An 18328-nucleotide genomic window follows, 5' to 3' on the forward strand; every position below is an offset into this window, starting at 1 on the left:
GCAGAGCCCTCTCCCCCCATCGAGGGGGGAGGGTTGGGTGAGGGGGGCCACGCCGCCCGCGCGCCGCTGGCGGCGTGTGCTGCTCGGCGCCCTCCTCGCCCTGCCGCTCGGCCTGTTCGCACTCGACCGCGCCTTGCCCCCCGACCTCTCGCGCCTGCATCCCGGCATCGAGATCCTGGACCGCGAGGACCGGCTGCTGGCCACCCTGCCGGCGCCAGGCGGGGTCTGGCGGCTGCGCACCACGGTGGCGGAGGTGCCGCCGCATCTGGTGGCCATGCTGCTGGCCGCCGAGGATGCCCGCTTCCGCTGGCACCCCGGCGTCGATCCGCTGGCCCTCGCCCGCGCCGGCTGGCAATGGCTGCGCGCCGGGCGGGTGGTCTCCGGCGGCTCCACCCTGACCATGCAGGTGGCGCGGCTGCTGGCGCCGCGGCCGCGCACGCTGCGCAGCAAGGCGATCGAGATCCTGCGTGCCCTCCAGCTCGAAGCACGCCTCGGCAAGGAGGAGATCCTCGGCATCTGGCTGACGCTGGCGCCGCAGGGCGGCAATCTGGAGGGGATCAAGGCCGGCGCGCTCGCCTGGTTCGGCCGCCCGCCGGGGCAGCTGGACGCGGCGGAGGCGGCGCTGCTGGTGGCGCTGGCACGCCGGCCGGAGGCGCTGCGGCCGGACCGCCACCCGGCGGCGGCGCAGGCGGCACGCGATGCGCTGCTGCGCCAGCGCGCCCCGGGGGCCGGCGGCGTCACCGCCCCGGAACGCGCTTTGGCACTGGCCAGCCCGGTGCCACGGGCGCGCCACCCCATGCCGAATCTGGCGCCGCACCTGGCGCGCCAGGTGGCGCGCGGCGCGGCGCCGGGGGCACGCCTTGCCACCACGCTGGACCGCGACCTGCAACGGGCGATGGAGGCGCTGGCGGCGCAGCGCCTGGCTGCCCTGCCGGACCAGGCGGCGATGGCGCTGCTGGTGGCGGAGACCGGCAGCCGGGAAATCCGCGCCTTGGTCGGCGGCAGCTTCGGGGTGGAGGCCCGCGCCGGGATGCTGGACCTGACCCAGGCCGTGCGCTCCCCCGGCTCGGCCCAGAAGCCCTTCCTGTATGCGATGGCCTTCCAGGCCGGGCTGGCGCGGCCGGAGACGCTGCTGGCCGACCTGCCGCTGCGCTTCGGCGATTACGCGCCGGAGAATTTCGCCCGCGACTTCCTCGGCCGGGTGACGGCGGCGGAGGCGTTGCGGCAGTCGCTGAACCTGCCGGCGGTGGCGCTGCTGTCGGAACTCGGCGCGCTGCGCTACGCGGCGGCGCTGAAGGCGGCCGGCAGCCCGCCGCGCCTGGCGCAGGGGGCCGAGCCCTCCCTGCCGCTGGCGCTTGGCGGCGCCGGCACCACGCTGCGGGAGCTCGTGGCGCTGTATGCGCTGCTGGGCGATGCCGGCCGCGCCGCGCCGCTGGTGGCGCAGCCCGGGCCGGTGGCGGCGCGGGCGGTCGTGCTGCGGGCCCGCCCGGCGGCCGAGGTGGCGGGCATCTTGGTGAACCCCTTCCCGGGCGGCGGGCCTTCCGGCGTGGCGTGGAAGACCGGCACCTCCTGGGGCGGGCGGGATGCCTGGGCGCTGGGGCTGGATGCGCGGCATGTGGCGGGGGTGTGGGTCGGGCGGCCGGATGGCACGCCGCTCCCCGGCCTGACGGGGCGGGCGGCGACGCTGCCGGTGCTGGCCGCGGTCTTTGCCCGGCTGCCGGCCGCGCCCCGACCGGCGCTGCGGGTGCGCCCCGCCGCCCGCCCCTTCGCCCAGCCGGCCGACCGGCTGCGCCTGCTGTTCCCCATGCCGGGGGCGGAGCTGGCCGATGCCGCCGGGCCGGTGACGCTGCGTGCCGCCGGTGGCCGCCGGCCGCTGCTGTTCCTGGTGGATGGCGCGCCGCTGCCGCACCAGCGCGCCCGGCGCGAGGCCGCCTGGATCCCGCCCGGCCCCGGCTTCTACCGGGTGACGGTGCTGGATGCGGATGGCATTGCCGCCGCCGCCGAGTTGCGGGTGCGCTGATCACGCCGCCGCCGACCGGGCAGCGGATGGCCCGGGATGGCTTCCGCGCTTCCAGAGCATTTTCAAGCCTTGCGGCTTCGCAAGGCGACTCGGAAAATGCGTCGAAACAATGAGCTGGAGCCGTTTCACCGTCTTCGCTGGCGGTGAAACGGCTCTAGGCCGCGCTGTTCGGCCGCCGCTGATCACCCGCCGCAGCCCGCCAGCGCGGCGCGCATATGGGCTGGCACCGGCGCTTCCACCCGCAGCACCGGGTCCAGCGGCAGGACCAGCGCGCGCGCCAGCAGGTGCAGCCCGCCGCCCTGGGCCCCGGCCGGGCCGCCGCCATACAGCGCGTCGCCCAGGATCGGGCAGCCGAGATGCGCGCAATGCACCCGCAACTGGTGCGTCCGACCGGTCTCCGGCGACAATTCCAGCCAGCACAGCCCGCCGCCGCGGCCCAGCACGCGCCAGGCGCTGCGGGCCGGGTCGCCCTTCGGGTCCACCACCATGCGCCAGCCGCGCGCGGCGCTGCTGGTCTTGGCCAGCGGCGCATCGACCAGGCCCGATTCGCCGCCCGCCGCCGCGCCCGGATCGCCCCGCACCACCGCCCAATAGGTCTTGCCCACAAGGCGGGCCGCGAAGGCGGCGTTCAGCCGGGCCAGCATGGGCGCGGTGCGGCCCAGCGCCAGGCAGCCGGCGGTGTCCGTGTCCAGCCGGTGCGCCGGCTGCGGCAGGCGCGACTTGCCGAGGCGCAGCGCCGGCAGCCAATGCTCCAGCGTCTCCCCGCTTCGGGCGGAAACCGGCAGCCCGGCGGGCTTGTCCAGCACCAGCAGGTCCGGGTCCAGGTGCAGGATGCGTGCACGCAGCCAGTCGGGCAGCGCAATCTCCGCTTGGCGAACCCTGCCCCGCGATGGAACCCTGGATGGCATGACCGAACCCGACCCCCGACCTGTCGTCGTCTGCCTCGGCAGCGTCGTCATGGACCACACTTTCCTGGTCCAGGATATCGTCCAGCCGCCGTCCAAGAACCGCGCCACGGGCTATCGCCTCGGTGCCGGGGGGCTGGCGGCCAATGCCTCGGTCGCCGTGGCGCGGCTGGGCGGGCGCTGCATCTTCTGGGGCCGCGTCGGCGACGACCTGAACGGCCCGCCGCTGCTGGAGGCGCTGGCGGTGCAGGATGTGGACGTGACGCATTGCCACCGCGCGCCGAACGCCCGCACCCCGGTCTCCGCCGTGCTGGTGGACCCGGTGGGGGAGCGCAGCATCTATGCCTATCGCGGCGACAATCTCGGCACCGATCCGGCCTGGCTGCCGCTGCACCTGCTGGACGGTGCGCGGGCCTTCCTGTGCGACCCGCGCTGGCCGGAAGGCAGCGCCCGGGCGCTGGACTATGCCCGCGCCCGCGGCGTGCCGACCGTGATCGATGGCGAGAAGAGCGAGACGCGGCTGCTGCTGGACCTGGTGCCGCGCTGCGACCATGCGGTGTTCTCCGAGCCCGGCCTGGCCAACTACGCCCCCGGCGCACGGCCGGTGGACGGTCTGCGCAAGGCGATCGCCGAGGGCTGCCGCGCCGCCGCGGTGACGCGGGGGGAGAAGGGGACGCTCTGGCTGACGGCGGAGGACCCGGAACCGCGCGTCACCCCCGCCTTCCGCGTCCAGGCCACCAACACCACGGGCGCGGGGGATGTCTTCCACGGCGCCTATGCGCTGGCGATCGCCGAAGGCCAGCCGGTGGGCCGCGCCATGCGCTTCGCTTCCGCCGCCGGTGGCCTCAGGGCCCGGGACGGGGCGACCCCGGACCGGGCGATGGTGGAGGCGCTGTTGCTGCAGGCGTGACCGGCGCCGCCGGTGGGACCAAAGCCGGCGCCGCCGGTGGGACCGAAGCCGGCACCGCCGGTGGGATCAAAGCCGGCTCCGCCGGGCGGGCGAGCCATCGCTCGGTGGCGGCCAGCAGCATCGGCCCGGTGATCGGCTTGGCCAGCACGTCGTCCATGCCGACCCGCCGGCAATCCTGCCGGACCTCGCCCAGCACGGAGGCCGTCAGGCCGAGGATGCGCGGCTTCGGGCCCGGCTGCTGGCGCAGCAATACGGTCGCCTCCAGCCCGTCCATCCCGGGCATCAGCAGGTCCATGAAGATGATGTCGTAGGCCTTCAGCCCGGCGGCCTCCAGCGCTTCCTCGCCGCTGGTCGCCACATCCACCTCATGTCCGGCGCGGCGCAGATGCGCGGCGGCGACCAGGGAATTGGTGGCGATGTCGTCCACCACCAGCAGGCGGCCGGTGCGCGCCACCCCCGCCTGCAGCGGCAGGGCCGGCTCCGGCGCCGGCGCGCTGGCCGGCGCCACCGGGATGTGAAAGCGGAAGGTGGTGCCCTGGCCGGGCACGCTGTCCAGGCCGATGGTCCCGCCCAGCGTCTCGATGATGCGCTGGCTGATGGCCAGGCCCAGCCCGGTGCCGGTCAGCCGGTCCCGCCCGGCCTTGCCGGCGCGGACGAAGGGCTGGAACAGCCGGGCGAGGTCGGCCTCGGACAGGCCCGGGCCGGTATCGGTCACCGTCACCTCCAGCACCTGGCCTGCCGCCTGGCCTGGCACAGCCTCCGGTGGTGAATCATCCGAAAAAGACGCCTCTTGGGGTTGTGACTGAAGTCGCGCCACAACCAAAACGCCGCCATCCTCGGTGAATTTCAGGGCGTTGCTGACCAGGTTCAGCAGCACCTGGCGGATCCGCCCGGCATCGGAGGAAAGCCAGGGCTGCTCCAGCCCTTCGCAGCGCAGATCCAGCGCCAGGCCCTTGGCGACCGCCGCCGGGCGCAGGGATTCCACCGCGTCGACCAGCAGCGACCGGCCGTCGAAGACCGAGGGCTCCACTGCCACGGCGCCGCTTTCCATCCGCGCCAGGTCCAGGATGTCGTCGATCAGCCGCAGCAATGCATCGGCGGAGCCGCGGACCAGCGCCAGGTGCCGGCAGGATTCCGCGTCCAGCCGCGTCTCCTGCACCAGGCCCAGGCCGCCGAGGATGCTGTTGAGCGGCGTGCGCAACTCGTGGCTGACCATGGCCAGGAAGGCCAGCCGCGCCTTCACCGCGGCATCCGCGGCCGCCAGCGCCGTCTGCAGCTCCGCCGTGCGCTCGGCGACGCGGGTTTCCAGCGTTGCCGCGGCCTCGGCCAGTTCCCGGTTGCGCAAGAACAGCTCCCGCGCCTTGGTCTCCAGCAGGCGTTCGGCGGTCTTGCGGGCGCTGCGCTCGCGTTCCAGCCGGGCCAGCCAGGTCGCTTCCTCCGCCCGGCCGGTGCCTTCGGCCATGCCAGGCCTATTCGGCGCGAGCAAGGCTGAATACCAGTTCGGGGGCCGCCGCGCCGCGTGGCAGCGACCGGGCAATGGTGATGTCGTCGCCGAAATGTGCGGCCGCCCCCTCGATCAGCCCCTCGGCGAAATCCGCCATGCAGCGGGGCGAGCGATAGGTGACGCGGAGCCGGCCAGGGCCGGTACGTTCCGCCAGCACGGTTGGCAGTTCCGCATCCGGGTAGAGCTTCAGCACCTCGATGTGGATCACGGATTCGATCCGCTCCAGGAAATCGAAGGTGTCGGTCACGCCGGTGAAGAAACCGGGATAGAGCGTGCTGAAGCGGCCGAAGATGTGGGTGCCGAAGCTGCGCAGCAATTCGGGCGCCGGCGTGCCGGATTGCCGCGCCAGGGCGCCGACCAGCGCGCCCATCTCCTGCGCCGGATAGGTGCCGACCGCGGTATAGGCGCCGCCATGCGGCGGCGCGGCCTCCGCGATGATGGAGTCCACCCGATCGATCGAATGCGTCTCCTCGACCATTTCGAGGAATTCGGTGAAGACGATACCCTTCACGGCGCGACAGGCCTCCAGACCGCTGGTCCAGCCAGGCCGATGATCGGGGAAGCGCGGCCTTGCCCGCCAGGGTAGGCCGTGCCGCCAGCGACACCCGCCATCCCTGGTCTGGTCGAGTTGCCAGCGCACTCAACCAACTGGCGAATGTCTCAATCTTTGTGAATGGAATGTCAAGTTGAAACGTTCGGCGACTCGGCCGCAGCAGCGGGCGGCGCGTGGGCGGGGCGCCCGGCCCCGCCCCGCCCGTCCTTCCCGCTCGGGGTCGGATCAGCCCTTGGCGATCGCCACCTGGGCGCGCGCCGCCGTCAGCATCAGGCCGCTGTCATTCATGATGGTGGCCAGGTTGAAGCCGCGCTCGAACATCTGCTTGGAATAGGCGCCGGTCATGGTGTGGATGCCCACCTTCACGCCGGCGGCCTGGGCGGTGTTGCGGATCCGGTCCAGCACCGCCAGGAATTCCGGCTCCTGCCGGTCCTGCAGCGGCGCCATGCCGAGCGAGAGGCTGAGGTCGGACGGGCCGATATAGATGGCATCGACGCCCGGGACGGCGACGATGGCCTCCAGATTGTCCAGCGCCGTCTTGGTCTCGATCATCGGGATGACCAGCACGTCGTCATTCGCGGCATTGGTGTCGGCCGCGGCGCCGTAGATGCCGGAGCGGATCGGGCCGAAGCTGCGCGCGCCCTTCGGGGGGTAGCGGCAGTAGGATACCAGGGCGCGGGCCTCGGATTCGGTGTTCACCATCGGGCAGATGATGCCCTTGGCGCCGCCATCCAGGCACTTGCCGATGATGCCCGGCTCGTTCCACGGCACGCGGACCATCGGGGTCACGCCATGCGGCTGCATGCCCTGGAAGCAGGTGACCATGGACATGTAGTCCTGCACGCCGTGCTGGATGTCCACCGTCAGGCTGTCCCAGCCTGCCTGGGCCATGACTTCGGCGGTGAAGCCGTTGGGGATGGCGAGCCACCCGTTGACCACGGGCTTGCCTGCCGCCCAGGCCGCCTTGACGCCGTTTGCCATTCTGTTCGTTCCCCCAGCGGGTGGTTGTATGATGACTGGACGCTAGGCCCGGGGCGGTGGGGCGTCAACGCGGCTGGGCCGGCTTTGCGGGGTCCGCATGCGCATGGCAGGGTGGCGCCGACGGGGCGCCCATCGCGACCCGCGTGGAGCACCCGATGAACACCGTCTCGCCCCGGCCCGTGGATGCCGTGATCGCCGCCGCCAGCACCTTCCTGGGCGAGCGCATGACGACCAATGCCGCGATCCGGGACCAGCACAGCCATGGCGAGGACAATTCCACGCCGACCCTGCCGGACGCCGTCGCCTTCGTCGAAACCACGGAGGAGGTGAGCCGCCTGCTGGCGCTGTGCCACCACCATGGCGTGCCGGTGGTGCCGTTCGGCGCCGGCACGAGCCTGGAAGGCCATGTGAACCCGGTGCGCGCCGGCATCAGCCTCGACCTGTCGCGCATGACGGCGATCCTGGAAGTGAACGAGCAGGACATGGACTGCCTGCTGGAGCCGGGCGTCACCCGCCAGCAGTTGAACGAGTTTCTCCGAGACAAGGGCCTGTTCTTCCCGGTCGACCCCGGCAGCCACTGCACCCTGGGCGGCATGGTGGCGACGCGGGCAAGCGGGACCAACGCGGTGCGCTACGGCACGATCCGGGAGAACACGCTGGGGCTGGAGGTGGTGCTGGCCGATGGCCGCGTCATCGAGACCGGCGGCCGCACCCGCAAGGCCGCCAATGGCTATGACCTCACCCGGCTGTTCATCGGCAGCGAGGGCACGCTCGGCGTCGTCACCAAGGTCCGCCTGCGGCTGCACGGCATTCCGGAGGCGATGAGCAGCGCGGTGGTGCAGTTCGAGACGCTGGCCGGCGCGGTGGAGAGCACCATCCAGGTGATGCAGATGGGCATCCCGGTGGCGCGCATCGAGTTGCTGGACGACGACATGATGGCGGCCTCCATCGCCTTTTCGAAGCTCGATGGCTTTTCCGTCCTGCCCACCCTGTTCCTGGAATTCCACGGCACCGAGGCGGGCGTGGCGGAACAGGCCGGGCTGGTGGAGGCGATCACCAGCGAACATGGCGGGTCCGGCTTCCGCTGGGAAACCGATCCGGCCGCCCGGGCGAAGCTGTGGAAGGCGCGGCATGACAGCTATTGGGCGGGGGTGGCCTGGAAGCCCGGCCACAAGGCGCTGACGACCGATGTCTGCGTGCCGATCTCCCGCCTGGCGGAAGCGCTGGTGGGCGCCAAGCAGGAAGCCCGCGAACTCGGCCACACCACCTGCATCGTCGGCCATGTCGGCGACGGCAATTTCCACCAGATGATCCTCTACAACCCGGCGGACCCGAACGGGCTGGAAGGCGCCTGGGACATGGACCGCCGCGTGGTGGCGCGCGGCCTGTCGCTGGGCGGCACCTGTTCCGGCGAGCACGGCATCGGCCTGGGCAAGCGGGACTTCCTGGAACAGGAACATGGGGCGGAGGCGCTGGCGGTGATGCGCAGCCTGAAGACCACGCTGGACCCGCGCGGCATCCTCAACCCGGGGAAGATGTTCCGGAACTGATCGCATGCCGCCCGGCCTGCCGCTGGCCATCCTGGTGCTGTGCCTGGGGCATGTCTTCTCCAACGCGGTGCGCACCATCCCGGCGATTGCCGTCGATGTGCTGACGCGCGACCTCGGCATCTCCGCCGAGGCGCTGGCGCAGATCACCGGCGCCTTCCCGCTGGCCTTCGCCGCCGTGATGATCCCGGTCGGCATCGCGCTGGACCGCTTCGGGGTGAAGCGGGTTTCGCTCGGCCTGCTGATTGTGGCGGGCTCCGGTGCCGTGCTGGGGGCGGTGGCGACCGGGCCGTGGTCCATGCTGGCCGCGCAGGTGGTGCTGGGGGCGGGGTGTTCGGGGATGCTGATGTGCCCCATCACCTTCGCCGCGCGGCGGCTTTCCACCGGGCGCTTCGCGGTGTGGTCCGGGCTGATCCAGGCGGTGGGCAACACCGGCATGCTGCTGTCCGCCAGCCCGCTGGCGCTGCTGGTGGAGGCGGTGGATTGGCGCGCCGGCTTCTGGGCCTGTTCCGCCATCGCCGCGCTGGCGGTGCCGGCCGTGCTGCTGCTGGTGCCGGCGGATCGGCCGGCGGCGGCGCCGGGCCGCACCCTGGCGGCCGATCTGCGCGAGGTGGCGCGGATGGCCACGCTGCCGGCGGTGCGGGCGGTGATGGTCTTCGTCTTCGCCTCCTTCGCCGCGGTGCTGGGGCTGCGCGGGCTGTGGGGCGGACCCTGGCTGATGGAGGTGAAGGGGCTGGACCGCATCGCCGCCGGCCATGTGCTGCTGGCCTGCACCGTGGCGCTGACGGTGGGGCCGCTGCTGGCCGGGCTGGTGCTGCGGCGGATCGGCCATGCCACGGCGCTGCTGGCCGGCAGCCATCTGCTCTGCGCCGGCTTCATCCTGCTGATCGTGGCCGGCGGGCCGGGCGGCATGCTGTCCCGTGCCCTGGGCGTGGCGATGCTGCCGGTGGCCTGGGACCTGGCGCTGCTGGTTGCCTTCGGGGTCATCATCTCCTTCCAGGTGCTGGCCTTTTCCATCGTGCGGGAAGCGGTGCCGGCGGAGCAGGCGGGGCGGGCGCTTTCCGCCGCCAACCTGTTCTTCTTCTTCGGCGCGGCGGTGTTCCAGGGCCTGTCCGGGGCCCTGGCCGGCTGGGGCGGGCCGGCGGCGGCGCTGGCGACCTTCGCCGTGGGGCTGGTGGTGTGCTCGCTGGGCTTTCTCGCGCTGCGGCCGCGCGGCCGGGCCGGCTTCCCATAGCCGCCGCTACCGCGCGCCCGGTCCGGTAAGCTGGAGCCGTTTCACCGCCGGCAAAGACGGTGAAACGGCTCCAGCTTATTGTTTCGACGCATTTTCCGAGTCGCCTTGCGAAGCCGCAAACCTTGAAAATGTCCTAGCTGCGCATGTTGATGGCGGGGAGGCTGGCGATGCCGCGGCTGGTCGGGCTTGTGGTGGTGCTGCTCGGGGTTGCGGTGCTGGGCCATTGGCTGCTGGTGCAGGGTGCCACCAGCCAGACGGAGCTCGGCCGCCTGGCCGCCGGCACCTGCGCCGCCTGCCACTGAAGGCGGCCGCTCGACCCTCGGGGGCGCAGGTCGGCGGTTCCTGCGCCGGGCACGGGGTGCCGCCGCCGGCGCGGCTGGGCTACAGTCGCGGCGGCAGGAGGAGCCACGCATGCTGCGCAGCATTCTGGTCGCATTGGACGACACCCAGGGGGCGAAGGCCGCGCGGGACGCCGCCATCGCCCTGTCCCGGCGCAGCGGCGCGGCGCTGACCGCCGCCGTGGTGCTGGACCGCCCCCATACAGACAGCGAGCATGAATTCGTGCCGATTGGTGGCGCCGCCTTCAAGGCCCGGCGCGATGCGGCGCGGGTGAAGCGGGCGCAGGAGGATGCGCAGCTGGCGCTGGCCGAATGCGCCCAGGCGGCCGCCGGCCACCCCTATGAGGAAATGCGGCTGGAGGACGCACCGGAACCCGCGCTGCTGCGCGCCGGGGCGACGCATGACCTGCTGGTGATCGGCCGCGACAGCACCCTGGGGCTGGAGGCGACGGAGGATGGCGTGGCGCCGGTGATCGAGCGCCTGCTGATGGAAGGCGCCCGGCCGCTGCTGGTGGTGCCGCCGGAGGCGGCGCCGGCCGATGGCCCCATCCTGGTGGGCTACGATGCCTCCATTCCCGCCATGGCGGCGCTGCAGCTGTTCGCGCTGCTCGGCATGGCGGAGGGCGCGCCGGTGCGCGTCGCCTCGGCGGCGGAGACGCGGGCGGAGGCCCTGGCGATGGCGGAGGAGGGCTGCACCTATCTGCGCCGGCACGGGCTGGAGGCAACGCCCCTGCCGCTGCTGGGCGACCGCCCCGCGGACCTGCTGCTGGCGGAGGCGGAGGGCCTGCGCGCGCGGCTGCTGGTGGTGGGGTCCTTCGAGGAGAGCGGCCTGCGCCGGCTGTTCACCGGCAGCGCCACGCATGAGCTGCTGCGCCGCGCGCGCTGCCCGGTCTTCATCCACCACTGAGGAGCTTCGGCGGCGGGCCATGCGCCGCCGCGTCGCCGCAACAAGAGTTGATCTTCCGTAATCCGTTGCTTAATCCTATCATTTCGGCAAATGGATTCGGGCGGGTTTCATGGCGGTACGCACGGCTGCGCCGGAGGGCGGCGATCTTCCTGGCACCAACAGTGCCGATACGCTGATCGGGTTGGAAGGCGATGACCTGCTGCGGGGCCTCGGCGGTCCGGATTCGCTGGCGGGCGGCGCCGGCGCCGACACGCTGATCGGCGGCACCAACAATGACCTGCTGATCGGCGGGGCTGGCGGTGACCGCTTCCTGATCGATGTGCGGGAGTTCGGCCGGGACACGATCCAGGATTTCGGCGCGGGCGATGTGCTGGACCTGTCCTTCCTGGGCGTGGCGGATCTGGCGACGCTGCAGCCCTTCCTGTCCCAGGTGAGTACCGATGTGGTGTTCGAGGCGGGGTGGGCCGGCGCGACGGAGCGGGTGACGCTGCGCGACACCACGCTGGGCGCGCTGGCGGCGAACCGCTTCGTCTTCAACACCAGCCTGGCGGCGCTGGACAGCAGCGGCACCAATTCGACGGATGCGCTGTTCGGTGGGCTGGCGGATGACCGGCTGCGTGGCCTGGGCGGGGCGGACACGCTGGCGGGCGGCGCCGGCGCCGACACGCTGATCGGCGGCACCAACAATGACCTGCTGATCGGCGGGGCGGGCGGTGACAGCATGCTGGGCGAGGCCGGCAACGACACCTACTGGGTCGACAATCCGCTGGACGTCGTCCTTGAAGCCTTCGACGCGGGCATCGATGAGGTCCGGGCCTCCGTCACCTTCCAGCTCGGTGCCAATGTGGAGCGGCTGACGCTGCTGGACGGCGCGGTCAATGGCACCGGCAACGGCCAGGCCAACCGGATCACCGGTAATGCGCAGAACAACCTGCTGGCCGGTGCCGCCGGCGACGACACGCTGATCGGCGGCGATGGGCTGGATGTGCTAAGCGGCGGCGCTGGCCGCGACAGCATGGTCGGCGGCCTGGGCAATGACCGCTACGTGGTCGAGAATGCGGAGGACATCGTGGTCGAACTGGCCGGACAGGGCCTGGACCTGGTGATTTCCTCCCTCTCCTACACCCTGGGCGCGGAGCTCGAGCGCCTGAACTTCAACGGCGCGGCGGATACGGAAGGCACCGGCAATGCGCTGGTGAACCGGATCGCGGGCAATGCCGGCGCCAATCTGCTTCGCGGGCTCGATGGCGGCGACAACCTGCTCGGCTTCGCCGGCAACGACACGCTGGTGGGCGGCGAAGGGCGCGACCTGCTGACCGGTGGTCCGGGCCAGGACACCTTCCTGTTCGAACGCGCCGGCCTGCCGGATCGCATCGCGGATTTCACCCGCGGCGAGGATCTTCTCGGCATTTCCGTGGCGGGTTTCGGCGGCGGGCTGGCGGAGGGCTTGCTTCCGGCGGCGCGCTTCGTGGCGCATGCCTCGCCGCTGGCCACCGGGGCGGCCGGCACCGGGCAGTTCATCTACCAGACCAACCAGCAGGCGCTGCTGTGGGACCCGGATGGGGTGGGCGGCGTCGGCGCCAGCCGGGTCGCGGTGCTGACCGGGGTCGGGACGCTCAGCGCGGCGGATTTCATCCTGCTGGCCTGACACTGCGGGGGCCTGCCTCCGCCTGGCGCCGGCCCCCAAGGGCTCGGCCTCATCCTGGCCGGTGCAGCACCGCGGCTTCCCGCGTCACGGTGCGGCGGCCGCGCTTGAAGGCGGCCAGCACCGGCGCGATGCCGCGCAGCGCGTCCACCTCATCCGTCGCATCCACCATCACCAGATCCGCCGGCGCGCCTTCGCGGATGCCGTAATCGTCCTGCCGCAGCAGCCGCGCGGAGCTGTCGGTGATCATCGACCACATGGCCTGCACATCCGCCGCATTGCCGCGCTGGATGATGTTGCCGTAGTGGCTGGCCTGGCGGATCAGCTGGCCATCCCCGAACGGGGTGAAGGGGTTCTGGATGTTGTTGGAGGAAAGCGAGCACAGCACGCCCGCCTCCACCAGCCGGTTCGCATCCACCACGCTGCGCGGCACATCGGCATCCCGGTGGCGGCCGCCGAGATAGAGGTCGGTGGCCGGCAGCACGGTCAGCGCCACGCCGGCATCGGCCAGGCGCCTGGCCACCGCATCCACCTCCGCCGGCTTCATGGTGGACAGCTTGGTGACATGGCCGATCGCAACCCGGCCGCCCCAGCCATATTGCTCGGTCAGGTCGCAGACCAGCAGCGTGTCGAGGTCCGCGCCGCTGGTGCCGCTGTCCAGGTGCATGTCGATGTCCACGTCGAAGTCGCGGGCCATCTCGAACACCCGGCGGATCTGCGCGGCGCGGTCGCTGTCGTAGTTCGGCGCGGCGCCAACCACCTTCGCGCCGTTGCGCAGCGCGGCCACCATCAGTTCGTCCGTTCCGGGATTGTTGGTCAGCCCCTCCTGCGGCATCACGCAGATCTCGACATCGATGGCCCAGGCATAGGCGTCGATCAGCGCCTTCACGCCCTCGAAGAAGCGCAGTCCGATGCGCGGGTCCACCTCCACATGCGTGCGCATCCGGGTGCAGCCATGCAGCACGCATTTCTCCAGCGTGCGGCCGGCCCGCGCCGTCACATCCTCCACCGTGATCTGCGGCTTGATGGCGGAAACGCGCTCCATCGCCAGATGCGGGAAGCGCGTGGTCTCGCAGGCGCAGCGGTTGAACAGGCAGGATTTGTCGAGGTGGATGTGGGTTTCCACGAAGCCGGCGCAGACCAGCCGGCCGCGCGCCGGCACCACCTCCGCCGCCGCGCCCTCCAGCCCCGGCCGCACCGCGACGATGCGCCCGCCGGCCACGCCGATGTCCACCAGCGGGTCAGTTGCGGCGGAAAGAGGCAGGCGCGCTTCGCGCAGGATGAGGTCGAACGCCATGCAATGTCTCCGGAAGGGGCCGAGGCAGGGGCCTGCACCGAACCATGCAAGCCGGGTGCCGTCTACGGCACCGAAGTTGCTTTGCCCGGCGGGGAGAAATGGAGAATGTCCTGATGTTCGATCTGCCCCGCCCGAAGCGCCGTGCCCTGCTGCTCGGCGGCCTCGCCAGCCTGGCCGCCCCCGCCCTGCGCGCCCAGCCCGCCTGGCCGGAGCGGCCGATCCGCTGGATCGTGAACTTCCCGCCCGGTGGCGCGGCGGACATCCTCTCCCGCATCCTGTCAGAATGGTTCGGCACGAAGCTCGGCCAGCCCATCGTGGTGGAGAACCGGCCCGGCGCCGGCGGCATGGTCGGCAGCGACCTGCTGGCCAAGGCGCGCGGCGACCAGCACCTGGTGATGATCTCCAACGCCGCCTCGCACGGCATCGGGCCTGTGCTCTATGCCAATGTGCCCTACGACCCGGTGGCCGATTTCACGCATATCCACCTGGTCGGCACCTTCCCCAGCGTGCTGGCGGTGGGGCCGGGCGTGACGGCGCCGGACCTGGCGGCCTTCCTGGCGCAGGCGCGGGCGAAGCCGGGGGAGATGAACTACGGCTCCGGCGGCAATGGCACGATGAACCACCTGATCGGCCAGTTGCTGGCCCGCGCGGCGGGGGTGGAGCTTACGCATGTGCCCTATCGTGGATCGGCGCCGGCGATGACGGATGTGATGGGCGGGCAGATCCCCGCGCTGATGGAAAGCCTGCCCACCGCCCTGCCCAATCTGCGCGCCGGGCGGCTGCGGCCGATCGCGACCAGCGAGGCGCAACGCTCCCCGGCCCTGCCGGACGTGCCGACCTTCGCCGAGGCCGGTTTCCCGGCGGTCGCCTCCACCAACTGGTTCGGCTTCTCCGCCGCCGCCGGCATCCCGGCCGGGGTGAAGGCGCGGTGGGAGGAGGAGATGGGCAAGGCCATGGCTTCCCCCGAGATCGCGGAGAAGTTCGGCCGCATCGGAGTGCGCCCCGGCACGCTGGGCGCGGAGGCCTACACGGCGATGATCCGCGCCGAGCTGGCCAAGTGGCGGGAGGTGATCCGCGCCGGCAACATCAAGGTGGACTGAACCCGGCCGAGGGCGGCGGCGGGAAGCGGTCGAGGAACGCCTCCGCCCGGGGCAGCGCATCGTGCAGGAACTGCTCCGGCTCGCGCAGCCACAGCCCGCGATAGGTCTTCGACTCCGCCTCGGAGACCAGCACCTGCGGTGGCAGCGCGATCTCCTCGGCCGACCAGCCGGGCCACCAGCGTTGGGCCTTGGCCCACATATGCGCCCGGAACGCGGCCGGCCGGCTGTAGCCGTGATAGTCGAACACCCAACCTGGCGCCGCCGCGACGATGTGGTTGCCGGTGAAGCCCGGCGCCGGGCGGAACCAGAGCGGCGCGGCGCCGGCCTGCGGCCAGCGGCGCAGGAAGGCGAAGCAAAGGATGTGGCAGGCGCCGGCGGCGAAGAAGACCCGGTCCGGCAGCGCCCAGCGCCGGACCGGGTCCTGCTTCACGCCCGGCGCCAGGACGTACATCAGCCGGCCAGCACGCCGGCCTCGCGCAGCGCCGCGATCTCCGCAGCGGAATAGCCCAGCTCCGCGGCGATGCTGTCGCCATCGGCGCCCGGCGCGCGCAGGTCGCCGGTGCCGCCGGGGCGCGCGCCATCGACCGAGATCGGCAGGGCCGGCAGGGCGATGGCGCTGCCATCCGGCAGGGTCAGCGGCACCAGCCCGCCGGAGCCCAGCAGATGCGGGTCCTCGAACAATTCCGCCGGCTTGCCGATGGGGGCGAAGGGCAGGCCCAGCGCCTCGCACTTCGCCATCAGATCGGGCTTGGTGTAGGCGGCCAGCGCCGCGGCGATGCGCGGGATGGTGCGCTCCCGCGCCGCCACGCGCTGCTGCTTGGTGGCCAGCGACGCATCGGCGGCCAGGTCCTCCAGCCCGAAGGCGGCGCAGAAGGCCGGCCACTGGGTATCCGTCACCACGCCGACGAAGACCTGCCCGCCATCGGCGGTGGCAAAGATGTCGTAGACCGGCCAGGCCGGGCGGCGGACGGACATGGGCGGCGGCGCCTCGCCGGTGATCTTCGTCTGCGCCATGTGCTGGGCCATCAGCAGCGCCACCGTCTCGAACAGCCCGGCCTGGATCTCCCCGCCGAGGCCGGTGCGCTGGCGCTCGGACAGCGCGGCGAGGATGCCGATGACGGCGGACAACCCGCCCATGATGTCGATGACGGAGGAACCGGCGCGCAGCGGGCGGCCTTCCAGCCCGGTCATGTAGGCCAGCCCGCCCATCATCTGCACCACCTCGTCCAGCGCCGTGCGATGCTCATAGGGACCGGGCAGAAAACCCTTGCAGGAGCAGTAGACCAGGCCGGGATTGGTGCCGGACAACTGGGAAAAACCCAGGCCGAGCCTGGCCATGGCGCCGGGGCGGAAATTCTCGATCAGCACATCCGCCCGCGCCGCCAGCTTCCGCACCAGCGCCAGGCCCTCCGGCTGCTTCAGGTCCACGCAGAGGCTGCGGCGGCCGCGGCCGAAGGCGGCGTAGAAGCCGGTGCCGGAGCCGGTGAGGCGGCGCGTGCTGTCGCCTTCCGGGGCCGGCTCCACCTTGATGACCTCCGCGCCGAGGTCGGCCAGCGTCATCCCGGCCGTGGGACCCATCACCATATGGGTGAATTCCAGGACGCGGATCCCGGCGAGCGGGGTCGGGCTGGTCATGCGTGCTGCTCCCTGCGCGGCGTCAGATCGCCGCCGAGTCGTCTCGTGAGATCGGAGGCCGCTTCGGCGACGGCGGCAAGATGCGCCGGCGCCTGGCTCTGCATCCGCTCCTTCGGACCGGAGAGCGCGATGGCCCCGGCGAGGCGGCCGCCCAGGCCGAACACGGCGGCGGCGCAGCCCGCGGCTTCCGGATTGCGCTCCCCGAAGGTGGCGACCACGCCGAGCCCGGCGGGGTCCGCCGCCGTCAGCACCTTCCCGGCGGCACCGAGTGGCAGCGGGATCAGGTCGCCGGCCGAAAGGTCGTCGCGGATGCGGTGCGGGCTGCGCACCCGGGCCAGGCACAGCCGCTGGTCGGCATGGCGCACCCAGAAACTCGCCGTCTCCCCGCTGCGCCGGGCGAGTTCGGCCAGCATGGCCGGCAGATGCCGTTCCACCGGCTGGGCGCGGGCATAGAGCGCGCCCCAGTGGAACAGCATGGGCCCCAGCGCCCAGCGGCCATCCGCCAGCCGCGCGGCGCAGCGGCCGCGTTCCAGCGAGGCCAGCAGCCGCAGGATGGTGGATTTGTAGAGGCCGGTGCGGGCGGCGAGTTCCGCCAGCGACAGCGCCGCATCGCCTTCCCGGAACGCACCCAGGATGGACAGCGCGCGATCCACCGCCGCGACACCTTCCGCGCGGCCATCGGCCGGAACACCCTCCGCCCGCTCCGCCTCGCCTCCATCCTGCGGCTGCATCAGCTGGCGCGCACCCCGGCCTCGCGCAGGATGGTGGCCCATTTGGCCATCTCCGCGGTGACGAAGGCCTGCGCCTCGGCGGGCGGGTTGCCCACCAGGCGCTCGGCGCCGAGTTCCATCAGGCGCGCCCTGGTGGCGGGTTCGGCGAGCACGGCGGCAACCGCCGCCTGCAGGCGGGCCAGGAGGGGGTCCGGCGTGCCGCCGGGGGCGAAGATGCCCTGCCAGACCATGAAGGTGGCGTCGGGGAAGCCCAGCTCGGCCATGGTCGGCACCTCCGGCATCACCGGGCTGCGGCTGGGGCCGGACAGCGCCAGCGCCCGCGCCCGCCCTCCCTTGGCCAGGGCGAAGCCGGTCAGCCCCGCATCGTACAGCATGTCCAGCGTGCCGGAGGCGAGGTCGAGCGCCGCCGGCGCGCCGCCGCGATAGGGCACCTCCGTCATGCGCAGGCCGGCGGCGCGCAGGAACAGCAGGGAGACCAGTTGCAGCGCCCCGCCGCCGCCGGTGCTGCCATAGCTGAGCTTCTCGGGATTGGCGCGGGCGAAGGCGACCAGCTCGGCCAGCGTCCGGTGCGGCGAATTCGGCGGCACCAGCAGCACCATCGGGCTTTCGGCGACGATGGTGGCGGCCTTCAGATCCGCCGCCGGGTCGTAGTCCAGCGTGGCGTAGAGCGACTTGATGACGGCGTGGCCGATATTGTGGAACAGCAGCGTGTGGCCATCCGCCGGCGCCTTGGCGACGAAGGCGCTGCCGATGGACCCGCCCGCGCCCGTGCGGTTTTCCATCACCACCCGCTGCGGCAGGCGCTGCGACAGGCGGTCCGCGATCAGGCGGCCGATGACATCCGTGGCGCCGCCGGCGGCATAGGGCAGCACCATGCGGATCGGGCGGCTGGGCCAGGCCTCCTGCGCCAGGGCGGGCCGGGCCAGGGCCAGCAGGGCAGGGGTGGCGAGCAGCGAGCGGCGGGCGATGGTCATGACGGTTCTCCCTGGACGTTCTGCGTTCTGTCTGTCAGAACGTCGTT

Annotated in this window: 17 protein-coding genes; 8 read left to right on the plus strand and 9 right to left on the minus strand. The window is 72.4% G+C overall.

Annotated features, from left to right (window positions below; translation table 11 throughout):
• Window positions 1–37: 37 nt before the first annotated feature.
• Window positions 38–2020 carry a penicillin-binding protein 1C gene (pbpC, locus tag HEQ75_RS08865; protein WP_168029406.1) on the plus strand — a complete coding sequence of 661 codons (1983 nt, stop codon included), beginning with the start codon at window positions 38–40 and terminating at the stop codon, window positions 2018–2020.
• Between the two features lie 182 nt (window positions 2021–2202).
• On the opposite strand, the gene HEQ75_RS08870 is transcribed toward pbpC, so the two are convergent.
• Window positions 2203–2928 (minus strand): RluA family pseudouridine synthase, encoded by a 726-nt coding sequence (locus HEQ75_RS08870; protein ID WP_168029408.1) that lies wholly within the window; start codon window positions 2926–2928, stop codon window positions 2203–2205.
• Here HEQ75_RS08870 and HEQ75_RS08875 point away from each other — a divergent pair.
• A complete protein-coding gene (locus HEQ75_RS08875) occupies window positions 2927–3835 on the plus strand; it encodes a PfkB family carbohydrate kinase (RefSeq protein ID WP_168029410.1) in 909 nt (302 codons plus the stop codon). The two genes, HEQ75_RS08870 and HEQ75_RS08875, sit on opposite strands and share 2 nt — an antisense overlap.
• On the opposite strand, the gene HEQ75_RS08880 is transcribed toward HEQ75_RS08875, so the two are convergent.
• From HEQ75_RS08880 to HEQ75_RS08890, 3 genes are all read right to left on the minus strand, one after another.
• The gene (locus HEQ75_RS08880) at window positions 3771–5297 is read right to left on the minus strand and encodes an ATP-binding protein (RefSeq protein ID WP_168029412.1); all 1527 of its coding nucleotides are present in this window, start codon (window positions 5295–5297) and stop codon (window positions 3771–3773) included. The two genes, HEQ75_RS08875 and HEQ75_RS08880, sit on opposite strands and share 65 nt — an antisense overlap.
• A gap of 7 nt (window positions 5298–5304) precedes the next feature.
• Window positions 5305–5850, minus strand: coding sequence for a heme NO-binding domain-containing protein (locus tag HEQ75_RS08885; RefSeq protein WP_168029414.1), 546 nt, complete (start codon window positions 5848–5850; stop codon window positions 5305–5307).
• 267 nt (window positions 5851–6117) lie between these two features.
• A complete protein-coding gene (locus HEQ75_RS08890; protein WP_168029417.1) occupies window positions 6118–6873 on the minus strand; it encodes an HpcH/HpaI aldolase family protein in 756 nt (251 codons plus the stop codon).
• Between the two features lie 155 nt (window positions 6874–7028).
• On the opposite strand from HEQ75_RS08890, the gene HEQ75_RS08895 reads away from it, so the two are divergent.
• The 5 genes from HEQ75_RS08895 (at window position 7029) to HEQ75_RS08915 (ending at window position 12547) form a co-directional block, all read left to right on the plus strand.
• Window positions 7029–8423: an FAD-binding oxidoreductase gene (locus HEQ75_RS08895; RefSeq protein WP_168029419.1), complete on the plus strand. Its 1395-nt coding sequence runs from the start codon at window positions 7029–7031 to the stop codon at window positions 8421–8423.
• Between the two features lie 4 nt (window positions 8424–8427).
• Window positions 8428–9654 carry an MFS transporter gene (locus tag HEQ75_RS08900; RefSeq protein ID WP_168029421.1) on the plus strand — a complete coding sequence of 409 codons (1227 nt, stop codon included), beginning with the start codon at window positions 8428–8430 and terminating at the stop codon, window positions 9652–9654.
• A gap of 149 nt (window positions 9655–9803) precedes the next feature.
• Entirely contained in the window at window positions 9804–9956 is a 153-nt protein-coding gene (locus tag HEQ75_RS08905; protein WP_168029423.1) for a hypothetical protein, read from the plus strand.
• A 109-nt stretch (window positions 9957–10065) separates the two neighbouring features.
• Window positions 10066–10899 (plus strand): universal stress protein, encoded by an 834-nt coding sequence (locus tag HEQ75_RS08910; RefSeq protein ID WP_168029425.1) that lies wholly within the window; start codon window positions 10066–10068, stop codon window positions 10897–10899.
• 109 nt (window positions 10900–11008) lie between these two features.
• Window positions 11009–12547: a calcium-binding protein gene (locus HEQ75_RS08915; RefSeq protein ID WP_168029426.1), complete on the plus strand. Its 1539-nt coding sequence runs from the start codon at window positions 11009–11011 to the stop codon at window positions 12545–12547.
• Window positions 12548–12596: 49 nt separating this feature from the next.
• Here HEQ75_RS08915 and HEQ75_RS08920 read toward each other — a convergent pair whose 3' ends face one another.
• Window positions 12597–13841: an amidohydrolase family protein gene (locus HEQ75_RS08920; RefSeq protein WP_168029428.1), complete on the minus strand. Its 1245-nt coding sequence runs from the start codon at window positions 13839–13841 to the stop codon at window positions 12597–12599.
• A 113-nt stretch (window positions 13842–13954) separates the two neighbouring features.
• Here HEQ75_RS08920 and HEQ75_RS08925 point away from each other — a divergent pair, with 113 nt between their 5' ends.
• Window positions 13955–14941, plus strand: coding sequence for a Bug family tripartite tricarboxylate transporter substrate binding protein (locus HEQ75_RS08925; protein ID WP_168029430.1), 987 nt, complete (start codon window positions 13955–13957; stop codon window positions 14939–14941).
• On the opposite strand, the gene HEQ75_RS08930 is transcribed toward HEQ75_RS08925, so the two are convergent.
• Genes HEQ75_RS08930 through HEQ75_RS08945 form a run of 4 tightly spaced genes read right to left on the minus strand, consistent with a single transcriptional unit; the run spans window position 14928 to window position 18281 of the window.
• On the minus strand, window positions 14928–15392 hold the full coding sequence (locus tag HEQ75_RS08930) for a hypothetical protein (RefSeq protein WP_168029432.1): 465 nt from the start codon (window positions 15390–15392) through the stop codon (window positions 14928–14930). The genes HEQ75_RS08925 and HEQ75_RS08930 overlap by 14 nt on opposite strands.
• Window positions 15392–16576 carry a CaiB/BaiF CoA transferase family protein gene (locus HEQ75_RS08935; protein WP_168029434.1) on the minus strand — a complete coding sequence of 395 codons (1185 nt, stop codon included), beginning with the start codon at window positions 16574–16576 and terminating at the stop codon, window positions 15392–15394. The genes HEQ75_RS08930 and HEQ75_RS08935 overlap by 1 nt, the downstream gene beginning before the upstream one ends.
• The gene (locus HEQ75_RS08940) at window positions 16573–17307 is read right to left on the minus strand and encodes an IclR family transcriptional regulator (RefSeq protein WP_168029436.1); all 735 of its coding nucleotides are present in this window, start codon (window positions 17305–17307) and stop codon (window positions 16573–16575) included. Before HEQ75_RS08940 ends, HEQ75_RS08935 begins: the two co-directional genes overlap by 4 nt.
• Window positions 17307–18281: a Bug family tripartite tricarboxylate transporter substrate binding protein gene (locus tag HEQ75_RS08945; RefSeq protein ID WP_168029438.1), complete on the minus strand. Its 975-nt coding sequence runs from the start codon at window positions 18279–18281 to the stop codon at window positions 17307–17309. The genes HEQ75_RS08940 and HEQ75_RS08945 overlap by 1 nt, the downstream gene beginning before the upstream one ends.
• Between the last annotated feature and the right edge of the window lie 47 nt (window positions 18282–18328).

The organism is Falsiroseomonas selenitidurans, from assembly GCF_012103215.1.
Lineage (GTDB): Bacteria > Pseudomonadota > Alphaproteobacteria > Acetobacterales > Acetobacteraceae > Falsiroseomonas > Falsiroseomonas selenitidurans.

Coding starts and splice junctions, on each gene's coding strand:
- HEQ75_RS08925 (WP_168029430.1), top strand. CDS start 13,955: ATGTTCGATCTGCCCCGCCCGAAGCGCCGTGCCCTGCTGCTCGGCGGC.
- HEQ75_RS08870 (WP_168029408.1), bottom strand. CDS start 2,928: ATGCCATCCAGGGTTCCATCGCGGGGCAGGGTTCGCCAAGCGGAGATT.
- HEQ75_RS08875 (WP_168029410.1), top strand. CDS start 2,927: ATGACCGAACCCGACCCCCGACCTGTCGTCGTCTGCCTCGGCAGCGTC.
- HEQ75_RS08880 (WP_168029412.1), bottom strand. CDS start 5,297: ATGGCCGAAGGCACCGGCCGGGCGGAGGAAGCGACCTGGCTGGCCCGG.
- HEQ75_RS08930 (WP_168029432.1), bottom strand. CDS start 15,392: ATGTACGTCCTGGCGCCGGGCGTGAAGCAGGACCCGGTCCGGCGCTGG.
- HEQ75_RS08940 (WP_168029436.1), bottom strand. CDS start 17,307: ATGCAGCCGCAGGATGGAGGCGAGGCGGAGCGGGCGGAGGGTGTTCCG.
- HEQ75_RS08935 (WP_168029434.1), bottom strand. CDS start 16,576: ATGACCAGCCCGACCCCGCTCGCCGGGATCCGCGTCCTGGAATTCACC.
- HEQ75_RS08910 (WP_168029425.1), top strand. CDS start 10,066: ATGCTGCGCAGCATTCTGGTCGCATTGGACGACACCCAGGGGGCGAAG.
- HEQ75_RS08890 (WP_168029417.1), bottom strand. CDS start 6,873: ATGGCAAACGGCGTCAAGGCGGCCTGGGCGGCAGGCAAGCCCGTGGTC.
- HEQ75_RS08895 (WP_168029419.1), top strand. CDS start 7,029: ATGAACACCGTCTCGCCCCGGCCCGTGGATGCCGTGATCGCCGCCGCC.
- HEQ75_RS08915 (WP_168029426.1), top strand. CDS start 11,009: ATGGCGGTACGCACGGCTGCGCCGGAGGGCGGCGATCTTCCTGGCACC.
- HEQ75_RS08920 (WP_168029428.1), bottom strand. CDS start 13,841: ATGGCGTTCGACCTCATCCTGCGCGAAGCGCGCCTGCCTCTTTCCGCC.
- HEQ75_RS08900 (WP_168029421.1), top strand. CDS start 8,428: ATGCCGCCCGGCCTGCCGCTGGCCATCCTGGTGCTGTGCCTGGGGCAT.
- HEQ75_RS08945 (WP_168029438.1), bottom strand. CDS start 18,281: ATGACCATCGCCCGCCGCTCGCTGCTCGCCACCCCTGCCCTGCTGGCC.
- HEQ75_RS08905 (WP_168029423.1), top strand. CDS start 9,804: ATGGCGGGGAGGCTGGCGATGCCGCGGCTGGTCGGGCTTGTGGTGGTG.